17 protein-coding genes and 1 tRNA gene are annotated in these 19,676 nt (G+C 71.6%); 6 read left to right on the forward strand and 12 right to left on the reverse strand.

Annotated elements, in window-relative coordinates; genetic code table 11:
• Positions 1–28: 28 nt before the first annotated feature.
• The 6 genes from ACFYY6_RS12425 to ACFYY6_RS12450 all read right to left on the reverse strand — a co-directional run bounded on the left by ACFYY6_RS12425 (position 29) and on the right by ACFYY6_RS12450 (position 6,454).
• Positions 29–1,849: an acyl-CoA dehydrogenase gene (locus tag ACFYY6_RS12425; protein WP_386607359.1), complete on the reverse strand. Its 1,821-nt coding sequence runs from the start codon at positions 1,847–1,849 to the stop codon at positions 29–31.
• Positions 1,850–2,094: 245 nt separating this feature from the next.
• Positions 2,095–3,102, reverse strand: coding sequence for an amidohydrolase family protein (locus ACFYY6_RS12430; RefSeq protein WP_351629303.1), 1,008 nt, complete (start codon positions 3,100–3,102; stop codon positions 2,095–2,097).
• A gap of 2 nt (positions 3,103–3,104) precedes the next feature.
• Positions 3,105–3,626 (reverse strand): 3-hydroxyanthranilate 3,4-dioxygenase, encoded by a 522-nt coding sequence (locus ACFYY6_RS12435; RefSeq protein WP_389192967.1) that lies wholly within the window; start codon positions 3,624–3,626, stop codon positions 3,105–3,107.
• Positions 3,623–4,078, reverse strand: coding sequence for a RidA family protein (locus tag ACFYY6_RS12440; protein WP_351519179.1), 456 nt, complete (start codon positions 4,076–4,078; stop codon positions 3,623–3,625). Before ACFYY6_RS12440 ends, ACFYY6_RS12435 begins: the two co-directional genes overlap by 4 nt.
• On the reverse strand, positions 4,078–4,842 hold the full coding sequence (locus tag ACFYY6_RS12445; protein ID WP_351519180.1) for a 4-oxalocrotonate decarboxylase: 765 nt from the start codon (positions 4,840–4,842) through the stop codon (positions 4,078–4,080). Before ACFYY6_RS12445 ends, ACFYY6_RS12440 begins: the two co-directional genes overlap by 1 nt.
• A 136-nt stretch (positions 4,843–4,978) precedes the next feature.
• A complete protein-coding gene (locus ACFYY6_RS12450) occupies positions 4,979–6,454 on the reverse strand; it encodes a 2-hydroxymuconic semialdehyde dehydrogenase (protein WP_073787897.1) in 1,476 nt (491 codons plus the stop codon).
• 293 nt (positions 6,455–6,747) lie between these two features.
• On the opposite strand from ACFYY6_RS12450, the gene ACFYY6_RS12455 reads away from it, so the two are divergent.
• Together ACFYY6_RS12455 and ACFYY6_RS12460 are read left to right on the forward strand one after the other, a co-directional pair.
• A complete protein-coding gene (locus ACFYY6_RS12455) occupies positions 6,748–8,097 on the forward strand; it encodes an MFS transporter (protein ID WP_073787896.1) in 1,350 nt (449 codons plus the stop codon).
• A complete protein-coding gene (locus ACFYY6_RS12460) occupies positions 8,094–9,347 on the forward strand; it encodes a carboxylesterase family protein (RefSeq protein ID WP_389192971.1) in 1,254 nt (417 codons plus the stop codon). Before ACFYY6_RS12455 ends, ACFYY6_RS12460 begins: the two co-directional genes overlap by 4 nt.
• Before the next feature lie 126 nt (positions 9,348–9,473).
• On the opposite strand, the gene ACFYY6_RS12465 is transcribed toward ACFYY6_RS12460, so the two are convergent.
• The 3 genes from ACFYY6_RS12465 to ACFYY6_RS12475 all read right to left on the reverse strand — a co-directional run bounded on the left by ACFYY6_RS12465 (position 9,474) and on the right by ACFYY6_RS12475 (position 12,148).
• On the reverse strand, positions 9,474–9,923 hold the full coding sequence (locus ACFYY6_RS12465) for an ASCH domain-containing protein (protein WP_351519186.1): 450 nt from the start codon (positions 9,921–9,923) through the stop codon (positions 9,474–9,476).
• A 306-nt stretch (positions 9,924–10,229) separates the two neighbouring features.
• Complete coding sequence (locus ACFYY6_RS12470; RefSeq protein WP_389192974.1) at positions 10,230–11,627, reverse strand: gluconate:H+ symporter; 1,398 nt, start codon at positions 11,625–11,627, stop codon at positions 10,230–10,232.
• Positions 11,628–11,638: 11 nt separating this feature from the next.
• Positions 11,639–12,148 (reverse strand): gluconokinase, encoded by a 510-nt coding sequence (locus ACFYY6_RS12475; RefSeq protein ID WP_351522704.1) that lies wholly within the window; start codon positions 12,146–12,148, stop codon positions 11,639–11,641.
• Between the two features lie 142 nt (positions 12,149–12,290).
• Between ACFYY6_RS12475 and ACFYY6_RS12480 the strand changes: the two genes are divergently transcribed.
• Positions 12,291–12,992, forward strand: a complete 702-nt coding sequence (locus ACFYY6_RS12480; protein WP_389192977.1) for a FadR/GntR family transcriptional regulator — start codon at positions 12,291–12,293, stop codon at positions 12,990–12,992.
• 153 nt (positions 12,993–13,145) lie between these two features.
• Here ACFYY6_RS12480 and phsA read toward each other — a convergent pair whose 3' ends face one another.
• Entirely contained in the window at positions 13,146–15,002 is a 1,857-nt protein-coding gene (gene phsA, locus ACFYY6_RS12485; protein WP_389193137.1) for an O-aminophenol oxidase PhsA, read from the reverse strand.
• Positions 15,003–15,382: 380 nt separating this feature from the next.
• On the opposite strand from phsA, the gene ACFYY6_RS12490 reads away from it, so the two are divergent.
• Both ACFYY6_RS12490 and ACFYY6_RS12495 read left to right on the forward strand, forming a co-directional pair.
• A complete protein-coding gene (locus tag ACFYY6_RS12490; RefSeq protein WP_351522701.1) occupies positions 15,383–16,468 on the forward strand; it encodes an S-(hydroxymethyl)mycothiol dehydrogenase in 1,086 nt (361 codons plus the stop codon).
• The gene (locus tag ACFYY6_RS12495) at positions 16,468–17,097 is read left to right on the forward strand and encodes an MBL fold metallo-hydrolase (RefSeq protein WP_351522699.1); all 630 of its coding nucleotides are present in this window, start codon (positions 16,468–16,470) and stop codon (positions 17,095–17,097) included. The genes ACFYY6_RS12490 and ACFYY6_RS12495 overlap by 1 nt, the downstream gene beginning before the upstream one ends.
• Before the next feature lie 68 nt (positions 17,098–17,165).
• On the opposite strand, the gene ACFYY6_RS12500 is transcribed toward ACFYY6_RS12495, so the two are convergent.
• Positions 17,166–18,101: a pseudouridine synthase gene (locus ACFYY6_RS12500; protein ID WP_389192980.1), complete on the reverse strand. Its 936-nt coding sequence runs from the start codon at positions 18,099–18,101 to the stop codon at positions 17,166–17,168.
• A 299-nt stretch (positions 18,102–18,400) separates the two neighbouring features.
• Between ACFYY6_RS12500 and bla the strand changes: the two genes are divergently transcribed.
• Positions 18,401–19,318: a class A beta-lactamase gene (bla, locus tag ACFYY6_RS12505; RefSeq protein WP_351629325.1), complete on the forward strand. Its 918-nt coding sequence runs from the start codon at positions 18,401–18,403 to the stop codon at positions 19,316–19,318.
• A gap of 107 nt (positions 19,319–19,425) precedes the next feature.
• On the opposite strand, the gene ACFYY6_RS12510 is transcribed toward bla, so the two are convergent.
• Positions 19,426–19,513: transfer RNA gene (locus tag ACFYY6_RS12510), tRNA-Leu, on the reverse strand.
• Between the last annotated feature and the right edge of the window lie 163 nt (positions 19,514–19,676).

Genomic DNA, 19,676 nt, shown 5'->3' on the forward strand with positions numbered 1-19,676 from the left:
CACCGGCCCTCCGCACCGGCAGGGGTTCTCACCGGGGCGGCAGGATGCCCTCGAACGCGTCCGGACGGTTGATGGGGTGGTCGAGGAGGACCTCGTCCACGGCGGCGAATCCGTCCGTGAGGGTCATGGCGTGGGGTGCGAGTTCCTCGACCACGCACTCGGCCACGTCCGGGAGCCGCCGTACCTGTTCGTGGGTGAGGTGTCCCTCGGCGAGCAGGTCCCCGCTGTGGGCCGCCACCCGGCGCAGCGCGAACAGGCGGTGCAGCAGACGTAGTTGGCGCTGTGCCTCGGGGTGGGAGGCCTGGTCGGCGGCGTCCTGGAGAGCCTGGGCCGCCTGGCGGTGCGCGTGGGCGTCGACCAGTTCCAGAGCCGGTGTGACCGTGGCGTTCCACCGGTTGAGGGGGTTGCCGGCCGCTCCGCCGCGCAGCCGGGTCCGTGCGCGCCGGTGCCATATGCCCTCGATGTCGGCCAGCAGGTCCTGGAGGAAGAGCGGGTCGTCGAGCTCGCGGGCCTCGGGCGGCGTGCCCTGGGGCTCCTTCGGGGTGAAGTGCCCGAGGAGCATCTCGCCGGCGGCCTTGACCCAGACGACGAGGTTGTCGCCCTCCGCCGTGATGGTCCCCTCGTTGGCGGCGAGCTGCCCCGCGATCCCGTTGGCGAGGAACAGCCCCTGCGCGCCGCAGCGCTCGCGGCACTCGGTCATGACGTCGCGGGCCCGCCAGGTGATCCACCCCTTGGCGACGGCCGCGAACCGCTCCGCGTCCTCCCGCTCGGGCCCGGTGGCCCCCGCCCATCGCCGCACCGCGGCGCGGTGCAGGAACGTCGCCGCGTAGGTGGTGGCGATCGCGTCGAGGAGCGGGGTGTGGTGGCTGCGGTGGGCGAACAGCGGAACGCTGCCGCCCGCCGTCACCCCGGACGTCCGCCTCGTGTGGGCGTGCCGCACCGCCACGGCGAGCGCGTGACGGGTGACCCCGAGGCTGTAGGCGCTCATGCAGAGCTTGCCCGCGGTGACGCGGCCGATGGACTGGAGGAACCGCTTGCGGGGGCTGCCGATCGAGCTGGTGAAGACGCCTTCCGGTGTGAGGCGCCCGTGTTCGGCCTGCAGCAGCGCCTCGTACGGCAGTCGGACCTGATCGAAGGAGGTGACGCAGTGGTCGACGGGGGCGGTGGCGGTCTGCGGCAGCCTGCGTATGTCGACGCCCGGCGTCGGCAGCCCGTTCTCGTCGCCGAGCGGGGTGAGGAACAGGAAGACGCCCCGGTCCTGCCCGTCCGTCATGAGACGGGCGGCGACGACGGCGGTCTTGGGGCCGCCGGTGGGACTCGTGTTCGGCATGAACTTGCGGGCGCCCGCGTGGGGCGTGTGCAGCACGAACTCGCGCGAGGCCGGTTCGTACGTGGCGGTGGTCTCCAGCTGTGCGGCGCTGTTGCCGTGGCCGGCCTCCGTGCACAGGAAGGTTCCCGTACGCCTTAAGTCGACGAACTCGCCGATCTCGCGGTCCGGGCCCGCGGGGTGGTCGAGGAGGCTGCCGAGGAAGAGGTTGTAGTGGATGCTCGCGACCGTTCCCAGCCCCGCGTCCACCGGCCCGACCCATTCGTGCAGCGCCGTGAGGCGTTCCACGTCGGCGACGAACTCCTCGGGGCTGTCGAGCGCGTCGTTGATCAGACGCAGACGCTCGTAGGAGAGCGCGGCGCGTTCGTCGGGCAAAAGCCCTTCCCGGAAGCGGAACGGCTCGGTGCCGAACAGCTTGCGCCAGGGCTCGTGGAGGCTCTCCCGTTGTTCGCCGAACAGCGCCCGCGTCAGCGCGGCGACGGTGGGAGCGGCCTGGTCGGAAGTGGGCGAGATGTTGATCATGAAGGGGAACGCTAGCTCATACGTTCGGTGAACACGGTGTGATGATCATGACGATTAGAAACCTCCGAATGACGGTAGGTAGTCGTATTGCGGTGCCGCCGGTCTGGTCCGGGACCGCGGGGCGTGAGGGCGCCTCCTCCCGCGACGACCGCGGGGTCCCGATGCCGTACGCCCGGGGCCGCGACAACGGAAACCGGCCGGCCGAGGGGCCGTTCGCCCCCGGACCGGCCGGTTTCCGTGATCATTCAGCCCTGCGGACCGTCCAGCCCCAGGAACCGTTCCGCGTTGCCGTACGTGATCAGCTCCCGGCTGTGGTCGTCCAGGAAGGAGCTCTTGCGGACCACCTCGCCGACCGGCCGTTCCCCGAGCGGGTACGGGTAGTCGCTGCCCACCATCACCCGCTCCGCGCCGACCGTGTCGACCAGGAGCCGCAGCGCGCGGTCGTCGAAGACCACCGAGTCGACGTAGAACCGGCCCAGGTAGTGCGAGGGCGGGCGCTCCGAGGTGCCGATCACGTCGTTCCTGCCGTACCAGGCGTTCTCCATCCGGCCGAGCCAGAAGGCGAAGGACCCGCCGCCGTGCGCGAAGCAGATCTTCAGCCGCTCGTCGATCCGGTCGAAGACGCCGCCCAGGATCAGGGCGAGGATCGACAGATGGGTCTCGGCGGGCATGGCCGTGAGCCACTGCGCCATCCACCGGTCCAGACGCGGCGAACTCGCCATGTCCCAGGGGTGCACGAACACAGGCACGTCGAGCGCGGCGCAGTGCTGGAGGAAGGTCACGACGCCTTCGCTGTCCAGGTCCCGGTCACCGACGTGGTTGCCGATCTCCACGCCCCGGTGGCCGCCCGCGATGCTGCGTTCCAGCTCGCGGCAGGCCGCGTCCGGGTCCTGCAACGGCACCTGGCAGAACGGGATCAGCCGGTCCGGCGCCGGGGCGACGATCTCCAGCGCGAGATCGTTGAAGATGCGCGCTATCTTCGCCGCCTCGGCGCCGTCGCGCCCGTAGCTGAAGAACGCCGGGGTGGGGGAGACCACCTGACGGTGTATCCCGTCCGCGTCCATGTCCCGCAGCCGCGTCCCGGCGTCCCAGGCATCGGACCGGATCCGCCGGAACTCCTTGGAGCCCATCATGATCACGGCGTCCGACTCGGACTCGATCCGCAGCCAGGGCGCGTCCGGTCCGGCCTCGGCCGTCAGATCCGGCCAGCCGCGCGGGACGTAATGGGTGTGGATGTCGATCGTGCGGTCCACGCTCAGCCCTTCCCGGGGTGCAGGACACCGCACTCCTGGCACGTACGCGCCTTCTCGTCACCGTAGAACTCGGTGAAGACCGGCGGCAGGTCGGCCACGATGTCCCGCACCTGGAGCTCCACCTCGTGGATCCGCGCGGAGCAGCCGGGGCAGTACCACTGGAACTTCTCCAGGGTCCCCTCCTCCCGCACCCGCTCGATGACCAGCCCGATCGAACCGGCGTCGGGCCGCTGCGGGGAGTGCGGCACGTTGCCGGGCAGCAGCCAGGCCTCGCCCTCCCGGATGTGCACGGTCCGCGGCCCCTGATCGGTCATCAGGTCGACGTGCATGTCGCCCTTGACCTGGTAGAACCACTCCTCGTACGGGTCGACGTGGAAGTCGGTCCGCTGGTTGGGACCGCCGACGACCTGGACGATGAAGTCCTGGCCCAGGGACATGGTGCGGTTGTTCACCGGCGGCTTGAGCAGGTGCTCGTGCTCGGTGATCCAGCCCTGGAAATCGATGACCGGGGGAATGGCGGTCATGAGGACACCTCCGTGCTGTGCGCCGTGGCGGTCGTGCGGGGCCGCGGCAGATGCGCGACGGCCTGGATCTCGATCAGCAGATGGGGATGCGGCAGCTGGTGCACCGCGACGGTCGTACGGGTCGGGCCCCGCTCGTCGAAGAACTCGCCGTAGACCTCGTTGTATCCGCCGAAGTCGTTCATGGACACCAGATAGGTGGTGATCTGCGCGATGTCGGAGAGCTCCGCGCCCACCTCGGCGAGGATGTCGCGGATGTTCTCGATCACCGCCCGGGTCTGCGCCCGGATGTCCAGGTTCGTGGTGCCGAACGCGTCGGCCTCCACCCCCACGAACGTGTTGTCGGGCCGGCGCGAACTGGTGCCGGATACGAACACCAGGTCCCCGACGACCTTCACGTGCGGGAACCGCCCGCGCGGGGCGGCCTTGCCCTCGATCACCCGTGAGCCGTTCATCAGCACCCCTTCATCGTGACGGACCCGACGCCCGCCACCTCGCACTCGGTGATTCCGGCCGTCAGCGGCAGCGCCGCCGTGGCCGCGCCCGCCAGCACCACCTGGCCCGCCTCCAGCGGGATGCGGCGGCGCCGGGCCATGTCCAGCAGCGCGTGGAGCGCGTTCACCGGGTCACCGAGGATCGCGGCGGTCGAGCCCGTCGCCTCCTGACCACCGGTGCGCAGCCGCACCGCGCGGTCGGCGACGTTCTCCACCGGCCGCCACGGGCCGATCGCGAAGGCGGACGCGGAGGTGTTGTCCGCGACGACATCGGTGTACGTGAACCGGAAGTCCCGGTACCGCGAGTCGATGACCTCGATGGCCGGAGCCATCGCGTCCACGCAGGACACGATGTCCGCCGACGGGTCGTCCAGGTCCACGTCCCGGGAGATCCGGTACGCCACCTCCGGCTCGGCCTTCGGGTGGATGAAGCGCGACAGGTCCACCTCGCCGCCGTCCGCGATCCGCATCGCGTCGGTGAGCCGCCCCACGATCACGTCCGAGACGCCCATCTGCGCCATCTTCGCCTTGCTGGTGAAGCCCAGCTTCACGCCCACGATCCGCTCGCCGCGCGCCTCGCGCAGCGCCAGCAGACCGGCCTGCACCGCGTAGGCGTCGTCGATGTCCAGCTCATGGCCGTCGGCGAGACTGGGGGTGTCCCTGCGGGACGTCTGCGCCGTGTCCAGCCGTTGCGCCAGGATGCCGGTCAGTTCCGCCGATATCACTGGTCGTTCCTTTCCTTCGGGGCCCGTGCCGTATCCGCGCGGCGCGGGCCGGGGTCGTGACGACCGGTCGCGGGGGCCCGGTCACCGGTGACCGGACCACGTCGATCGCTCACGGGCGATCGGCCACGTCGACCGGTCACAGCTGCACGCACACGTTCGTCGGTTCGGTGTAGAAGTGCAGGGAGGACTCGCCGCCCTCGCGGCCGATGCCCGAGAGCCCCATGCCGCCGAACGGGGAGCGCAGATCGCGCAGGAACCAGGTGTTGACCCAGGCCATGCCGACGTTCATCGCCTGCGCCACCCGGTGCCCCCGGCGCAGGTCGTTGGTCCACACCGAGGCCGCGAGGCCGTAGTCCGTGTCGTTGGCCAGAGCGATCGCCTCCTCCTCCGTGTCGAAGGGGATCAGGGCGGCCACCGGGCCGAAGATCTCCTCGCGCACCGCCCGGTGCGCGTTGGTCAGGCCCGTCCACAGCGTCGGCTCGATCCAGGAACCGCCCGCCAGACCGGGGCCCAGCTGCGGCACGCCGCCACCGGCGAGCACCTTCGCCCCGTCCCGCTCGGCCAGCTCGAAGTAGCCCAGCACCTTCTCGCGATGGGCCTGCGAGATCAGCGGGCCGGTGGTCGTCGACTCGTCCAGCGGGTCGCCCAGCCGCAGGCCCCGGGCCCGCTCGGCGAGCCCCTGGGCGATGTCGTCGAAGATCCCGCGCTGGACGTAGACCCGCTCGGTGCACAGGCAGACCTGGCCGGTGTTGGTGAAGACCGACCTGGTCAGTCCGTTCAGCGCCTCGTCGATGTCGACGTCGTCGAAGACGACCGCGGCGTTCTTCCCGCCGAGCTCGAACGACACCGGGCGGACCCGGGGCGCGACGGTCCGCATGACGTGCGACCCGGTCGCGGACGAACCGGTGAAGGTCACGCCGTCGATCCCGGGGTGCGAGGTCAGGTACTCCCCGGCGGAGCCGCCCCCGAACCCGTGCACCACGTTGTACACCCCGGCCGGCAGCCCGACCTCCGCGAGCACCTCGGCCAGCAGTGCGGCGGTGGCCGGGGTCTCCTCGCTGGGCTTGACGACCACGGCGTTGCCACAGGCCAGAGCCGGGGCGACCTTCCAGGTCAGCAGCAGGAGGGGCAGGTTCCACGGGACGACGACCGCGACGACGCCGAGCGGCTTGCGGACCGCGTAGTTGAGCGCCTGACGGCCGTCCGCGAGATCGGTGACGAAGGACTCCTGCCCGGCGGCGGCCACCACGTCGGCGAACGTGCGGAAGTTCGTCAGGGCGCGGGCGACGTCCAGCTCCCGCGCCTGCACGACCGGCTTGCCGGTGTCCGCGACCTCCGCGGCGACGAACTCCTCGAACCGCTCCTCGATCCGGTCCGCCGCCCGCCGCAGCAGCGCCGTGCGCTCCCGCACAGGTGTCGACGCCCACCCGTCGTGCAGGGCCCGGCGGGCCGCCGTCACGGCACGGTCCACCAGCTCCCGGTCCGCCTCGTGCACCCGGGCGAACGCCCGGCCGGTGGCGGGGTCGGTCTTCTCGAAGCTGCGGTTCTCGTCGGGCTCCACGAACTGCCCGGCGACGAAGTTGCGGATCCACCGCCCAGTCTCTGCCGTCATGGGTCCCACTGTGATCCCCGCCGTCATGCCGTACAAATGCGATTTCTGTGGAGAGGTATAGCAGATTCGGCATACCGGCCGGACGGTGCCGGTGGACGGCCGAGTCGACGTGCCGATGTCGGAGCGGTCACCTCCGCTATACCCGAACAGGTATGGCGAGTCCCCAATTGGTTATTTGTGCGTCATGTCTCAGGGCATCAGGATCCACCGTTAACGACGGGTGAAGCCAGGCCGTCGTAGCGGCTGTCCGGAGCGAACCGCCCCAGCCCGCCATCCAAGTGATAGGTCACCCCGTGAACACTTCACCTCGCGAAGAAAACCCGGGCGAAGCCCGAGCCACCGCCGGCAGAACCGCGCTCGCCACGCTCGCGGGCACGACGCTGGAGTGGTACGACTTCTTTCTCTACGGCACGGCCGCGGCACTCATCTTCAACCAGCAGTTCTTCCCGTCGCTGAGCCCCGCCGCCGGCACCCTCGCCGCGTTCAGCACCTTCGCCGTCGGATTCATCGCCCGCCCCCTCGGCGGACTGGTCTTCGGCCACTACGGGGACCGCATCGGCCGCAAGGCGACGCTGGTCGTCTCCCTCGTGCTGATGGGCATCGGTTCCACCCTCATCGGAGCCATCCCGAACTACGACACCATCGGCTTCTGGGCCCCGGTCCTCCTGGTCGCCCTGCGCATCGTCCAGGGCATCGGCCTCGGCGGCGAGGGCGCCGGAGCGACACTGATGTCGATGGAACACGCACCGCGCGGCAAGAAGAACCTGTACGCCGGCTTCCCGCAGATGGGCACGCCCGGCGGACTGGTCCTGGCCAACATCGTCTTCCTCACCACCAACGCACTCGTCGGCGACGCCGCCTTCACCTCATGGGGCTGGCGCATCCCGTTCCTGCTCAGCTTCGTGCTCGTCGCCGTGGGGCTGCTGATCCGGCTGCGGGTGACCGAGTCCCCGTCGTTCGACCGTGCGCGTGCCCGCGACGAGGTGGTCAGGTTCCCGCTGGCGGAGTCCTTCAAGGTCGGCCTGCCCCGGCTGGCGCTCACCCTGTTCGCCGTCGTGGCGAACTCGGCCGTCGCCTACGTGTTCATGGTCTTCACCCTGTCGTACGGCTCCCAGCACCTCGACTACGACAAGCAGTTCCTCATCGTGAGCGTCACCGTCGCCGCCGCCCTGTGGTTCGCGACCATCCCGGTGTGGACGAAGATCGCCGACCGGCACGGACGGCGCACCATGTTCATCGGCGGATCCGTCGCCATCCTTGTCTGGTGCGTCGCCTTCTTCCCGTTGCTGAACACCGGAAACTCCGCGCTCGCGGTGGTGGCGCTGCTCGGCATGGGCCTGATCATCCCGGTCACCCACTGCGTGCAGGGCAGCATCATCGTCGACACCTTCCCCGTCAACGTCCGCTACTCCGGCACCTCGCTCATCCTCCAGGCCGGCGCGATCCTCGGCGGCGGTCTCGCCCCCATGATCTCGACGGCGCTCCTCAACTCGGGCGGCTCCTCGACCGGGGTGACCTGGTACCTGGTCGCGATCTGCTCGGTGAGCCTGGCGGGCGCCGTCGCCCTGTTCCGGCTGGTGCCGGAAGGGGCGCCGGAACCGGCGCGGGTCCCGGCCGAGTCGGTGCCCGGGAGCGCCGCGTGAGCGGCGCGCCGAGGTCCGGTCCGGGCGAGGGCGCGGACCGGACCGGTGCCCGGGTCCACCGGTCGGGCCCGATCCGCTACGCCGTGGCCGAGCGGTTCGGCCGGCCGCGGCCGGTGGCCGGGCACGACACCCGCCCGGCGAGCGGCGAGATCTGTCCGCAGCCGCCGTCCCGGCTCGACGCGGTCATGGGCCCCCCGCTCGACCGGCGCCCGCAGGGCGAGGACTGCCTCGGCCTCACGGTCACCACGCCCGCCCGCGACGGCCGGGGGCGGCCGGTGATGGTCTGGTTCCACGGCGGCGGCTTCAGCAGTGGCGGCGGCCTCATGGACTGGTACGACGGCGGAGCGCTCGCCGCCGAGGGCGACGTCGTGGTGGTGTCCGTCAACTACCGCCTCGGTGCGCTCGGTTATCTCTGCCTCGACGGGCTCTGCGAGGGCGACCTGGGCCTCTACGACCAGCTCGAAGCGCTCCGGTGGGTGCACCGGCACATCGCCGAGTACGGCGGCGACCCCGCGGACGTCACCGTCTTCGGGCAGTCCGCCGGGGCTCTCTCCATCCGGCTGCTGATGGAACTGCCCGAGGCCCGCGGGCTGTTCCACCGCGCGATCCTGCAGAGCGCCCCGCTGGCGATCGCGACCCGCCCCCGTGCGGAGGCGACCGCCCTCGGACGCCTCTTCGTCGAACGGCTCGCGGTCCACGCCCCCGGCGCCGACCCGCGCACCGCCGCCCCCGCCGCCCTGCTCGCCGCGCAACGGGACACCGCCCTCGCCCACCGCGCCCGTTCCGGCTCCACCCTGGAACCGCCGTTCGGACCGGTCCGGACGCCCGGCGCGGAACTCGACGCGGGGGTGCGCGGCATGGACGTCCTGTACGGCTGGAACGCGGACGACATGACGGCCTTCCCCGACGAGCCGAACGAGGACGGCGACCCGGCCGGACCGACCCGCCGGATGTACGAGGAACCGCTGACCGCCCTCGGGCAGCGGCTGGTGCGCGCCGGGGCCCGGGTCCACGCCTACCGGCTGGACTGGCGCCCGGCGGGCTCGCCGTTCGGTGCCACCCACTGCCTGGAACTGCCCCTGCTCCTGGGCACCCGGGCCGCCTGGCGGAAGTCCCCGATGCTGGGGGACACCGGATGGGACGAGGTGGACGAGCTGGGCCGGGCGATGCGCGCCGCCTGGACCGGCTTCGCGCGCACCGGCCGCCCGGGCGCCGTCCCGCCGCCCCTGACCTGCCGGAAGGTCTCCTGACCTGTCCGCGGGCCCGGTCCGGTTCCGGCCCGGCTCCGGGGCGGGGCCCGCAACACGGGCCACGGGCGCGGCCGGGGACGGGGCCCGGATCGCGTTCCCGGGAAGGCGGGTGAGGCCCGGCCGCCCCTACCGTTCCGCCGTGCCCGCCACGGGGGCCGACAGCTCGACGACCCGGAACCGTTCGGCGACGACCATGGTGTCGTCGTCCACGGTGAAGCCCGGGTCGCCGAGCGCCTCCCGCATCTCCGCGCCGTGCCAGAACCTCTCGTGGTCCGCGCGCCACTCGGCCACCGAGGCGTGCCCCTCGCCCTCGTCGATCACATGCGGCAGATCGATGTCGCCGAGGCGCAGCACCCGTACCTCGGTCACCTCCAGCACCGCGATCTCACGGCCGTCCGAGTCGATCAGCGCGGAGCGCTCACCCACCGGGGGCAGCTCCTCCTTCTCCGCCTCGTACTCGGCGAGCAGCCCGGTCGTCGACACCTTCACGCCGTCGAGCACCGCCCGGACGAGCCGGTCGCGCAGCGGGCCGGGGAAGGCGAGCAGAAAGGGCTTGAGCGGTTCACTGTTCGGCATGGCGCTCAGTCTGGCACGCGCTCACGAACCCGGTGCCGGACGGCACGCCCTCCGTTCCCGCTGGTCAACCGCGCAGACGGTGACGGCGCCCGCACCGGACGCACGCCTCGGCATTTCGAAGCAAACCTTGCCGGTCGCGGCACTAAGGGCTGTCCCGCAATCCCTGACGGGCGCCCGACGACAGCCGCGGCACCTCGCCGCGTTGTCGGAACGCCCACATACGTCCCGTATGCGGGCGCCCCTCCGTCTTGCGATGCACCACATCTGACGCCGCGCGCTGATCCGCCACGGATTACGGGACAGCCCTTAGAGAAGCAGCGACAACGGCAGGATGAAGGCCAGCGCGACCACGGAGATGATGGTCTCCATCACCGACCAGGTCTTGATCGTCTGACCGACGTCCATTCCGAAGTACTCCTTCACCAGCCAGAACCCGGCGTCGTTGACGTGGCTGAAGAAGAGCGAGCCCGCGCCCACGGCGAGGACCAGCAGCGCGATGTGAGCGGTCGACATGTCGGCGGCCAGCGGGGCGACGAGACCGGCGGCCGAGATGGTGGCCACGGTCGCCGAACCGGTCGCGAGCCGGATCGCGACGGCGATCAGCCAGCCCAGCAGCAGGGCCGGGATGGACCAGTCCTTCGAGAAGTCCAGAATCATCTGGCCCACGCCGACGTCGATGAGGGTCTGCTTGAAACCGCCACCCGCGCCCACGATCAGCAGCACCCCGGCGATCGGGGCGAGGGACTTCTCGACGGTGCCGGAGAGCCGGCCCTTGGTGAACCCGGCCGCCCGGCCCAGTGTGAACATGCCGACGAAGACGGCCGTCAGAAGTGCGATCAACGGGGAGCCGATCACGTCGGTGACCCGCTGGAGGTGGCTCTCCGGGTCGTCCACGACGATGTCGACCAGAGCCTTGACCAGCATCAGCACGACCGGCAGCAGAATCGTCGCCAGTGTGGCGCCGAAGCCCGGACGGCGGTTCAGCTCCTCCGAAGGGCGCTGGGGGATCATCTTCTCCGGCGCCTCGACGTCCACCCAGCGCGCGGCGTAGCGGGAGAAAATCGGACCCGCGACGATCACGGTCGGGATCGCCACCAGCACACCCAGCGCGAGCGTGACACCGAGGTTGGCGCCGAGGGCGTCGATCGCCACCAGCGGGCCGGGGTGCGGCGGGATCAGACCGTGCATCACGGAGAGACCGGCCAGCGCCGGAATGCCGATCCGCATCAGCGAGTAGTTCCCGCGCTTGGCGACGAGCAGCACCACCGGGATCAGCAGCACGATCCCGACCTCGAAGAACAGCGGCAGGCCGATGACCGAGGCGATCAGCACCATCGCCCACGGCATGGCCCGCCCGCTCGCCCTCGCGAGGATCGTGTCGACGACCTGGTCCGCGCCGCCGGAGTCGGCGAGCAGCTTGCCGAGGATGGCGCCGAGCGCGATGAGGACCCCGACACCCGACACGGTGGAGCCGAGCCCCGTGGTGAAGCTGGCGATCGTCTTGTCCGCTGCGGCCCCGGCGAACGAACCGAGCGCCAGCGACCCGATGGTCAACGCGAGGAAGGCGTGCACCTTGAACTTGGTGATGAGCAGGACGATGACGGCGATGCCCGCCAGTACGGCGATGCCCAACTGCGCGTTGCCCGCCGAAGTGATTGGTTCGACGGCGTCCGCTGCCAGCGTCTCGACGCTGAGACTGGTCACGGTGGTGGTCCTTAGTCGTCGAGCCGCCGCAGTGCGGCGACGGCTCGCTGGGTGATTTCTTCAGGGGTGCCGGACACGTCGACCGAGACACCTGCCTCGTCCGCCTGGAGCGGCTCCAAGGTGGCGAACTGCGAGTCGAGCAGCGCGGTGGGCATGAAGTGGCCCTTGCGCTCCGCCATGCGGGCCCCGATCAGGGCGCGGTCCCCGGTCAGGTGCAGGAAGACCGCGCCGGGCGCCTCGGCCCGCAGCCGGTCCCGGTAGACCCGCTTGAGCGCCGAGCTGCTCACCACCCCGCCGAGCCCCGCCCGGCCGTGGGCCCACCGGCCGATCGCATCGAGCCAGGGCCACCGGTCCGTGTCGTCCAGCGGGATGCCCGCCGACATCTTGGCGACGTTCGCCGCGGGGTGGAAGTCGTCGCCCTCGGCGTACGGAACGCCCAGTTCGGCGGCGAGCAGGGGGCCGATCGTGGTCTTGCCGGTCCCTGCGACGCCCATCACCACGACGACGTGGGGGGTGCTCATTGGTGGCCTCGCTGTTCTCTTCGACGTCTTCCTCGACATCGGTCCGTCGCGCTACTGAAACGTATACGTACGACATATTCAAGATGTTGTGACATAAACGTCGTACTTTTCGGTCTCCGAGGGTGCCCCGTAATCTGTCCCCATGACCACACAGGGCCCCGGGCTGCATACACATGTGCTGGACACCCTGGGTCTGGAGATCGCCGCCGGGGAGCACCGTCCCGGGCAGGTACTGCGCACCGAAGAACTGGCCCGGCGCTTCGACGTCTCCCGGACGGTCGTGCGCGAGGTGGTCCGCGTCCTGGAGTCCATGCACCTGGTCGAGTCGCGGCGCCGCGTCGGCGTCACCGTGCGGCCGACCGAGGCGTGGAACGTGTACGACCCGCAGGTCATCCGGTGGCGGCTGGCCGGTGCCGACCGCCCGCGCCAGCTGCGCTCCCTGACCGTGCTGCGGTCGGCGATCGAGCCGGTGGCGGCGGGACTCGCCGCCCGCAACGCGACCCCCGAGCAGTGCGCGGCCCTCACGGAGTGCGCGCTGGGCATGGTCGCCACTTCGCGCGGCCGGCAGTTGGAGGGCTATCTGGAGCATGACATCGCGTTCCACCGGATCGTGCTCGACGCCTCCGGCAACGAGATGTTCGCGCGGCTCGGCGACGTCGTCGCCGAGATCCTGGCCGGCCGCACCCACCACCACGTGATGTTCGAGGACCCCGACCCGGCGGCGGTCACCCTCCACGTCCGGGTCGCCGAGGCGGTGCGCGAGGGGGACGCGGAAGCGGCGGAGCGGCTGACGAAGGAGATCGCGGTGGGCGCCCTGCACGAGCTGGACGTGCTCGCGCCCTGACCCCGCCCGGACACACGGCGGCCCCCGCCGGGACCTGCCGTCGGGTCGTCGCCCGCCGTCCGTGCGGCGGCGGTCCGACGACAGGCCCGAAGCGGCCGACGCGTCACCGGGACGGCGTCGGCGCTCCCGCGGGGGCCGTCGTTCGCGACCGGGTCAGACGCCGTGCCCCGGGCCGTGGCCGCCGTGCCCGGCGCCGTGGTCGAACTTGAGCGCCTCCGGCGGCATCACGACGAACGGCCGCATCATGCCCATGTCCTCGTGCTCCAGCAGATGGCAGTGGTACATGAACCGCCCGTACCCGCCGTCGAAGTTGCCGAGCACCTTCACCAACTGCCCCTGCGGCACCCGGAAGACGTCCTTCCAGCCCTGCTCGTTCGGCGGCACCGGGATCTTGGTGCCGTGGTCGAACGCCACGGGGGAGCGGGTGCCGCCGATCGCGGTGTCGAAGCCGTCCACCGTGTACGCCTCCCGGCCGAGGACCTGGAAGTCCGCCAGGTGGATGTGCATGGGATGGGTCGGGGCGCCCAGGTTGAGGAACGACCACTGCTCGTACGTGTTCTCGCCGACCGTGAACCCGAGCCCGTCGTTGAAGGTCCGGGCGATCCTGCGGTACGTGCGCACCGTGCCGTCCTCGCCCCGCACCTGGACGATGCCGTCCGACGGCACCGGCACCCCGGACGCGTCCTCGACCTCCGCCATCTCCCAGATCTCCGGGTGGCCGCCGCCCCCGACCGTGCCGGGCGGGGTCAGCACGACGAGCCGGTGCCCGTGCTCCACCAGGCTGTGCTCGTACCGGCGGAAGGAACCCGACAGCACCTCCGGCGGCACGAAGGCGTCCCGCCGCCCGGTCTCCCGTACCCGGAACTCCATCACCTGCGGGAACGGCACGCTGGACGCCGGGTCCGGCACCCCCGGCCCGAGCCTGCCCCGGTTGACCAGGCGGACCCGTCGCCCGGCCAGCGCCGAGAAGTCGATCAGCAGGTCCATCCGCTCGGCCGGTGCGATCGTCAGCGCCGGCATCGATTCGTCGAAGTCGACCGGCACCGGGCGCGCCAGCAGCCCGCCGTCGCTGCCGATCTGCCGGATCACGCCCGGCACCGGCTCGTTCGCGTCGTCCAGCAGCACCAGATCGTAGATCCGGGCGTTGGAGGCGTTGACCAGCCGGAACCGGTACCAGGCATCGTCCACGTCGAAGTGCGGCCAGATACGGCCGTTGACCGTCGTGTACGGGCCCAGGAACGGCAGCGACACCGGCTTTCCGGTCTCCGGGTCGGCCGCGACGACCACGGTGGTCTTGTGCAGCAGCCGTCCGTTCGGCCGTCCGTCCTCGTCGGTGTCCAGATTGCGGTCGGCGAGGATCAGCGGCACCTCCCGGTCGCCGGACGGCAGACCGAGCGTGTCCTCCTCGTCGTCCCGGACCAGGTAGGTGCCGACGAGCCCGGCGTACACGTTCCACCGGGTGATGTTCATGGCGTGGTCGTGGTACCACCAGTGGGCGGCGTGGTGGTCGTTCGGGTACTCCGACAACTGGGCGTCGCCGGAACCGACGGCGTTGTCCGCCCAGCCGTCGTTCCCGCCGCCGGTCTGCGCGCCGTGCAGGTGGGTCACCGTCCAGGCGGGCAGCGCGGCGACGTCCGCGTCCGGCTCGACGCCGTCGCGTCCCGGCCGGTTGTGCGGGGCCGTCTCGCCCGGACCCACCGGACCGACCTCCACGGCGGTCACCGGGTACTCGCTCCCCTCGGGCACCCGGTTCGTCCAGGCGATCCTGATCCGCTCCCCGCGCCGCACCTCGATGGTCGGCCCCGGCACCATCCCGTCGTACCCCCACATCAGGGTCGGCGGCAGCTGCGAGTGCATCCGTACCCAGGTGGGCGACACGGCGATCTCGGTCTCGTGGAGCGGGTCGTCGCTCCGCGGGCGCAGCACCGGTGGTACGGGCAACGGGTCGGCGTACGGCACGAGCCCGCCCACCCGCGCCGCCGGCACGGCCGCCCCGGCCTCCGGCGCCACCGCGTCGGTCCGGGCCGCGTCGGCCGGTGCCGCGGCCGTCACCGCGTCGGTTCCCGCCGTGTCGGTCCGCCGGCCGGTCTTCTCCGTGAACTCGGCGATCTCGGTCAAGGCACATCCCCCGTGATCCATAGATCATTTGTCGGTGGACCACGGGACCCCTGCCCCCGCAGGTATCGGCCCCGTGGTCCCTCTGCATCGAAGGACCGCGGAGAATGGTGCCGCAGTTCACCACAACGCCCCATCTGACCGAAACCGGTACATCCCACTGGGTGGACGGCGGCCGTTTCGCGCCAACGCGGCGCGCCGCCGTGACACCCTTTCGGGGCGTACGGTTGTTCGTGTTCGATCTTCACGAAATGACGGAAACAGGAGACCGCGGTATGTCGCAGCAGGTGCAAGGGGTCATCGCACCGGGGAAGAACGAGCCGGTACGGGTCGAGACCATCGTGATCCCGGACCCGGGCCCCGGCGAGGCCGTGGTGAAGATCCAGGCGTGCGGCGTCTGCCACACCGATCTGCACTACAAGCAGGGCGGTATCAACGACGAGTTCCCGTTCCTCCTCGGACACGAGGCGTCCGGCGTGGTCGAGTCCGTCGGCGAGGGCGTCACGGACGTCGCGCCCGGCGACTTCGTCATCCTCAACTGGCGAGCGGTGTGCGGCCAGTGCCGGGCGTGTCTGCGCGGCCGGCCCTGGTACTGCTTCGACACCCACAACGCGAAGCAGAAGATGACGCTGCTCGACGGCACGGAACTCTCCCCGGCCCTCGGCATCGGCGCGTTCGCCGAGAAGACCCTGGTCGCCGCCGGCCAGTGCACCAAGGTCGACCCCGAGGTCTCCCCGGCCGTCGCCGGACTCCTCGGCTGCGGCGTCATGGCGGGCATCGGCGCCGCCCTCAACACCGGCCAGGTCGGCCGCGGCGACTCGGTCGCCGTGATCGGCTGCGGCGGTGTCGGCGACGCGGCGATCGTCGGCGCCCGGCTGGCCGGAGCGGCGCGGATCATCGCGGTGGACGTCGACGACCGCAAGCTGGAGACGGCGAAGTCGATGGGTGCCACCCACACCGTCAACTCCCGTTCCACCGACCCGGTCGAGGCGATCCGCTCGCTGACCGGCGGCAACGGCGCGGACGTCGTCATCGAGGCGGTCGGCCGCCCCGAGACGTACCAGCAGGCGTTCTACGCCCGCGATCTCGCGGGCACCGTCGTCCTGGTCGGCGTCCCCACCCCGGAGATGCGGCTGGAGCTGCCGCTGCTCGACGTCTTCGGCCGCGGCGGCTCGCTCAAGTCCTCCTGGTACGGCGACTGCCTGCCCTCGCGCGACTTCCCGATGCTCGTCGATCTGCACCAGCAGGGCCGCATCGACCTCGGCGCGTTCGTCACCGAGACCATCGGACTCGGCGATGTCGAGAAGGCGTTCGCCCGGATGCACGAGGGCGACGTGCTGCGCTCGGTGGTGGTCCTCTGATGGCCGCCCGCATCGACCACCTCGTCACCTCCGGCACCTTCGCCCTCGACGGCGGGGAGTGGGACGTCGACAACAACGTCTGGATCGTCGGCGACGACACCGAGGCGATCGTCATCGACGCCGCCCACGACGCCGACGCCATCGAGACCGCGCTGAACGGCCGTGCCCTGCGTGCCATCGTGTGCACGCACGCGCACAACGACCACATCGACGCGGCCCCGGCCCTCGCCGCCGCCACCGGCGCACCGATCCTGCTGCACCCCGACGACCTGCCGCTGTGGAGGCGCACCCACCCGGACCGCGCCCCGGACGGCGAACTGACCGACGGTCAGGAGCTGCGGATCGCCGGCACGACGCTCACGGTCCTGCACACCGCGGGCCACGCGCCCGGCGCCGTCTGCCTGTACGCCCCCGGGCTGACCACCGTCTTCACCGGCGACACGCTCTTCCGGGGCGGCCCGGGAGCCACCGGACGCTCCTTCTCTCACTTCCCCACGATCATCGACTCGATCAGGGAACGGCTGTTCACCCTGCCCCCGGAGACCACCGTCCGCACCGGACACGGCGACTCCACCACCATCGGCTCGGAGACCCCGCACCTCGACGAGTGGATCGCCCGCGGCCACTGAGGCCGGGCGGCGCACACCGGTCCGGGCCCGCGGAGGTCACCCGGCCCCGGACCGGTACGGCCCGCCGGTCACCGTTCCGGCCACGCGCAGAGCCGCAGCCCGCTCTCGAAGCGGCGCGGCTCGCCCGTGACCGGATCGGTGAACTCCAGTACGCGCGCGAGCAGTTGGAGCGGGTGCGACCAGTCGTCGGCCTGGCCGTCTGCCTCGACCACCGGATAGACCGGGTCATTGACCAACGGCAGCCCCAGCCCGTTCATATGGACCCGCAGCTGGTGGGTGCGTCCGGTGGCGGGCAGCAGCCGGTAGCGGCCGAGACCCGCCCGGTGCTCCAGCAGCTCGATCCGGGTCTCGCTGTTCGGCTCGCCCGGCTCCTCACGCGCGGCGACGACCCCGCGCTCCTTCACGATCCGGCTGCGCACGGTCCGGGGCAGGGCCGGCCCGGGATCGTACGGCGCCACCGCCTCGTACTCCTTGCGCACCAGCCGGTCCCGGAACAGCGTCTGGTACGCGCCCCGCTCCTCGGGCCGCACCACGAACAGGACCAGTCCCGCGGTCAGCCGGTCCAGCCGGTGCGCGGGCTGCAGCGCGGGCATGTCCAGCTCGCGGCGCAACCGGGCCACCGCCGTCTCGGTGACATGACGTCCGCGCGGCGTCGTCGCAAGGAAGTGCGGCTTGTCGGCGACGACGAGATGCGCGTCGCGATGGACGACCCCGACCGGGAACGGCACCGGCTCCTCCGCCGCGAAGTCCCGGTGGAACCAGAGGTACCGCCCCGCGGCGTACGGCTCGTCGGCGGACACGGGACCGCGCACGGACACGAACCGCCCCTCGGCGAACATGGCGTCCACCCGCGCAGCCCCGATCGCGCCCGCGAACCGTGCCCGCAGATGATCCCCGACCGTCGCCCACCGCCCCTCCGGGTCCTCCGGAAGCCGCACCCGCACCGGATCGATCCCGTCCCGCTGGGGCAGCGGCGCGGGCGGGGGCTTCGCGCGTCCCCTCACCGGGGCGCGCCGTCCGGTACGGCGGTGGGCATGGCACGGACTCCTCGTGTCCTCGTCGGGGCGCTCGCCCAGTATCCCCGGTCGTCCGGGCCCGCCGGGCCACCGCCCCCGCCCCGCGGGACGGAGCGCGGGCCCGCTCCGCCCGGGAAGACGACGCGGCCGACCGGACCCTCGCGCACGCGGCAGGCGGGGCACGGCCCGTGCCCACCGCTCCGCATTCGACCGGACGGAACCGTTCGGCGGCCGACTGCGTGTCGGAGTATTCGGGGGATGTCGTGATCACCGGAGAAGGGAACGCCTTGCACCCCACAGGACCACGCCCGTCCCGCCGTACCGCGCTCGCCCTGGGCGCCGGCGCGGCGCTCTCCGCCGCCCTGCCCCTCGCACTCGGCGGCACCGCGTACGCCTCGACCGGCGGCACCGTCGCCTCGCGCCTGGCACGACTGGAGCGGGAGCACGGCGCCCGGCTCGGCGTGTACGCCCACGACACACGCACGCGGAGAACGGTGGCCTACCGGGCGGACGAGCGCTTCCCGATGTGCTCGCTGTTCAAGACGATCGCCGCCGCGGCCGTGCTGCGCGACCTCGACCACGACGGCGAGTTCCTGGCCGAGCGCATCCACTACACCCGCCGGTACGCGGAGGACTCCGGGTACTGCCCGATCACCGGCGAGGAGGAGAACATCGCCCGCGGTATGACCGTCGAGGCACTGTGCGACGCGGCCATCCGCCACAGCGACAACGCCGCGGGCAACCTGCTCCTGCGGGAGCTGGGCGGGCCGACCGCCATCACCCGCTTCTGCCGTTCGACCGGGGACGGCCGCACCCGGCTCGACCGCTGGGAGCCCGAACTGAACTCGGCGGAGCCGTGGCGTGTCACCGACACCACCACCCCGCGCGCCATCGGCCGCACCTACGCGAACCTCACGCTCGGCGACGCGCTCTCGCCCCGGGACCGGCGCCTCCTCACCGGCTGGCTGCTGGGCAACACCACCAGCGACGAGCGGTTCCGCGCCGGTCTGCCCGCCGACTGGACCGTCGCCGACAAGACCGGCGGCGGCCGGTACGGCGGCAGCAACGACGTGGGCATCACCTGGCCTCCGGGCGGCGCTCCGATCGTGATGGCCGTCCTGACGACCAGGTACGAGGAGGACGCGCCGGCCGACAACGCGCTGGTGGCCAGGACCGCCGCCCTGCTGGCCGAGGCGCTCGCGTAACCGGGGGGAGCCGGGGCCCGGGACGTCGACGGACGGCGTGCCGGGCCCGTGCGCTCCCGTGCCCCTGCCCGAAATAGCAGAAAACCCCAGCTGAGCTGGGGTTTCATTGGTGTCCGAGGGGGGACTTGAACCCCCACGCCCGATAAAGGGCACTAGCACCTCAAGCTAGCGCGTCTGCCATTCCGCCACCCGGACCAGGTGTTTGTCGTGCGGGCCTCGCCCGTTCCGACGTGGAAAACAATAGCAAACATCCGGGGGTGCTCGATCACGCCGGGGAGTGTGAAGGGCACATGACGAGAGGCGGAGGGCCTTGGGCGGGCGGACAGGGCGGGAGAGGATGAGGGGGAGGGACACAGCG

The sequence above is a fragment of the Streptomyces sp. NPDC001750 genome (assembly GCF_042892615.1).
Lineage (GTDB): Bacteria > Actinomycetota > Actinomycetes > Streptomycetales > Streptomycetaceae > Streptomyces.

Bases quoted from the DNA above. Each gene is read 5' to 3' on its own strand.
- ACFYY6_RS12425 (WP_386607359.1), bottom strand. From the start codon at position 1,849: ATGATCAACATCTCGCCCACTTCCGACCAGGCCGCTCCCACCGTCGCC.
- ACFYY6_RS12435 (WP_389192967.1), bottom strand. From the start codon at position 3,626: ATGACCGCCATTCCCCCGGTCATCGATTTCCAGGGCTGGATCACCGAG.
- ACFYY6_RS12440 (WP_351519179.1), bottom strand. From the start codon at position 4,078: ATGAACGGCTCACGGGTGATCGAGGGCAAGGCCGCCCCGCGCGGGCGG.
- ACFYY6_RS12450 (WP_073787897.1), bottom strand. From the start codon at position 6,454: ATGACGGCAGAGACTGGGCGGTGGATCCGCAACTTCGTCGCCGGGCAG.
- ACFYY6_RS12465 (WP_351519186.1), bottom strand. From the start codon at position 9,923: ATGCCGAACAGTGAACCGCTCAAGCCCTTTCTGCTCGCCTTCCCCGGC.
- ACFYY6_RS12475 (WP_351522704.1), bottom strand. From the start codon at position 12,148: ATGAGCACCCCCCACGTCGTCGTGGTGATGGGCGTCGCAGGGACCGGC.
- ACFYY6_RS12480 (WP_389192977.1), top strand. From the start codon at position 12,291: ATGACCACACAGGGCCCCGGGCTGCATACACATGTGCTGGACACCCTG.
- ACFYY6_RS12490 (WP_351522701.1), top strand. From the start codon at position 15,383: ATGTCGCAGCAGGTGCAAGGGGTCATCGCACCGGGGAAGAACGAGCCG.
- ACFYY6_RS12495 (WP_351522699.1), top strand. From the start codon at position 16,468: ATGGCCGCCCGCATCGACCACCTCGTCACCTCCGGCACCTTCGCCCTC.